Here is a 2534-nt window from a genome sequence, read left to right on the forward strand (position 1 = left end):
CAGATAAACGAACAAACTATGGCCCTTGAACACGGGGCTGACCTGGTTCCTGGCGCTGCCATATCTCTTCGCAATGGAGAGCAACCAACTTCCTTACTGCTTTTGCAAGGCAAGCCCATTTCAGAACCTGTGGCAAAATACGGTCCGTTTGTTATGAATACCCAGGAAGAGATCCACCAAGCCATGCAGGAATACAGGGATACAGAATTCGGGGGCTGGCCCTGGCCGAAAGCAGAACACGTTCATGCCCGGGATAAGGGACGGTTCGCACTGTACCCGGACGGGCATTTGGAGGAACGGTAATGGACAACTGGTTACTTGCTGAATTGCTGGTGGATGCTGGCCTGTTTATACTGACCTGGATGGTACAGCTAATCATATATCCAGGTTTCCTGGCCTATTCCCCTTCTGATTTAACGTCCTGGCATAAACTGTACACCCCAAGGATCACGATAATCGTAGCCCCGTTGATGTTGTCGCAACTGGCACTTTCGCTTTTTCATGTGATCACCAGGGCAACAGGCCTGTCTCTATTGGTTTTCTTACTGGTATTGCTGAGCTGGGGGACCACTTTTTTTCTTTTCGTTCCCATTCACGAACGTATCGGCAAGGGGCAGGCAACAAGTAAAGACCTCAGGCGTCTGGTACAAAGGAACTGGCTGCGTACCGGCGTATGGACGCTCATATTAATATTGGATCTGGTCGCCTACATAAAGATTACAGGCGTACAATAACCTGGAGAACAAATAAGGGGTAATTAGTTAAGATCCGATCGAATAGCCTGGTGCAAGTATACCTTCGGCTTTTTCAGGATGCTTTTTGAGATAGGCAGCCACAAACGGACAAAGGGGAGCCATCAGTTTTCCCGATTCTTTGATTTGATCCAGCACTTTTCCTACAAGAATGCCCCCAATTCCATTTCCCTCCAGGCCAACCGGGACTTCTGTATGGGTCAAGAAAATAGTGTTTTGCGTATTCAGGATGTATTCAACAAAAGGAACATCCGGGTTTTCTCCAAGCTCAAAACGCTTTTTGGAACCCTTGTCCCGGTTAATAAGGGGCTGCTTTTTCCAGTTGATTGAATTCATGAGGTCCCAGTCCTGACTTATACCCTTACAATCTGGGCTCCGATGGCGCGTAGCCGGGTATCAATGTCTTCGTAACCCCGATCGATCTGTTCAATATTGTGAATGGTAGAAGTGCCTTTGGCGCTGAGGGCGGCAATCAAGAGGGAAATCCCGGCGCGGATATCGGGGGATACCATGGTCGTTGCCTTTAAGGTATATTTAAAATCATGCCCTATAACAGTTGCCCGGTGTGGATCACACAAAATGATTTTGGCACCCATATCAATAAGCTTATCTACAAAGAAGAGTCGGCTTTCGAACATTTTCTGATGGACAAGCACCTCGCCCTTTGCCTGGGTAGCTACTACCAGGATAATACTCAACAGGTCTGGCGTGAGTCCCGGCCAGGGGGCATCGGCAACGGTAAGGATGGACCCATCTATGTAACTTTGGATCCTATAACCGTCCTTGTGTTCCGGAATAAGGATATCCTCTCCCTTTCGTTCCAGGGTGATACCCAACTTGCGGAAGGCATTGGGGATCTGGCCCAGGTGTTCCCAGCTCACATCTTTGATGGTAAGCTCGCTCCTGGTCATTGCCGCCAATCCGATCCAGCTCCCTATTTCAATCATATCGGGAAGCATACTATGCTCTGTTCCGCCCAGTTCCTTCACCCCCTCTATTTCGAGCAGGTTTGAGCCAATGCCACTAATCCTGGCGCCCATGCGGTTGAGCATTTTGCACAGCTGTTGCAGATAAGGTTCGCAGGCGGCATTGTAAATGGTGGTCTTGCCTTCTGCCAGAACAGCGGCCATAACGATATTGGCTGTTCCCGTAACGGAAGCTTCATCAAGCAGCATGTAGGCGCCTTTGAGCTTTTTGGCCTCAACCCCATAGAAATGTTCTTCGCGGTTATACCTGAACTTGGCCCCAAGGTTGATAAATCCCTCAAAATGGGTATCCAACCTCCTGCGGCCGATCTTATCCCCTCCGGGCTTAGGGATGTAGCCTTTGCCAAATCGTGCCAGCAATGGACCTACAAGCATAATGGAGCCCCTGAGGCCTCTCCCGTCTTGCTTGAACTTTTCCGATTGTAAATAATCGAGGTTGATATCGTCTGCCTTGAAAGTATACGAACCCTTGCCTTTTTTCTGGATCTTGACCCCCAGGTCTTCGAGCAGCAAGATGAGTTTATTGACATCCAGAATGTCTGGGATATTGTTAATGGTGACTTTTTCAGGGGTTAGCAGTACGGCACAAAGAATTTGCAGTGCCTCATTCTTTGCCCCCTGTGGCCTGATCTCCCCGTGGAGTTTGTGGCCACCCTCGATTTTAAATGTACCCATTAATATTTCGGATTAATATCGTTTTTTACCGCGGCTTCCTCCGCGACCTTTTTTGCCAGAACTGCTGCTGCGGTTAGATTTTGATGATCGTGTTTTCAGGAATTGTCCGCTGTCTGTGAGG

4 protein-coding genes are annotated in these 2534 nt (G+C 48.8%); 2 read left to right on the forward strand and 2 right to left on the reverse strand.

Annotation, left to right across the window (positions count from 1 at the left end; all coding sequences use genetic code 11):
- The coding region (locus AC4E7D_RS13810; RefSeq protein ID WP_490174360.1) for a pirin-like C-terminal cupin domain-containing protein at nucleotides 1-303 on the forward strand (303 nt) is incomplete at its 5' end.
- Complete coding sequence (locus AC4E7D_RS13815) at nucleotides 303-734, forward strand: hypothetical protein (protein WP_490174361.1); 432 nt, start codon at nucleotides 303-305, stop codon at nucleotides 732-734. The genes AC4E7D_RS13810 and AC4E7D_RS13815, both read left to right, overlap by 1 nt.
- 27 nt (nucleotides 735-761) lie before the next feature.
- On the opposite strand, the gene AC4E7D_RS13820 is transcribed toward AC4E7D_RS13815, so the two are convergent.
- Entirely contained in the window at nucleotides 762-1088 is a 327-nt protein-coding gene (locus AC4E7D_RS13820) for a GNAT family N-acetyltransferase (RefSeq protein WP_490174362.1), read from the reverse strand.
- A 17-nt stretch (nucleotides 1089-1105) separates the two neighbouring features.
- The gene (gene murA, locus AC4E7D_RS13825) at nucleotides 1106-2413 is read right to left on the reverse strand and encodes a UDP-N-acetylglucosamine 1-carboxyvinyltransferase (protein ID WP_490174363.1); all 1308 of its coding nucleotides are present in this window, start codon (nucleotides 2411-2413) and stop codon (nucleotides 1106-1108) included.
- Nucleotides 2414-2534 lie beyond the last annotated feature (121 nt).

The organism is Lentiprolixibacter sp. (assembly GCF_982873095.1).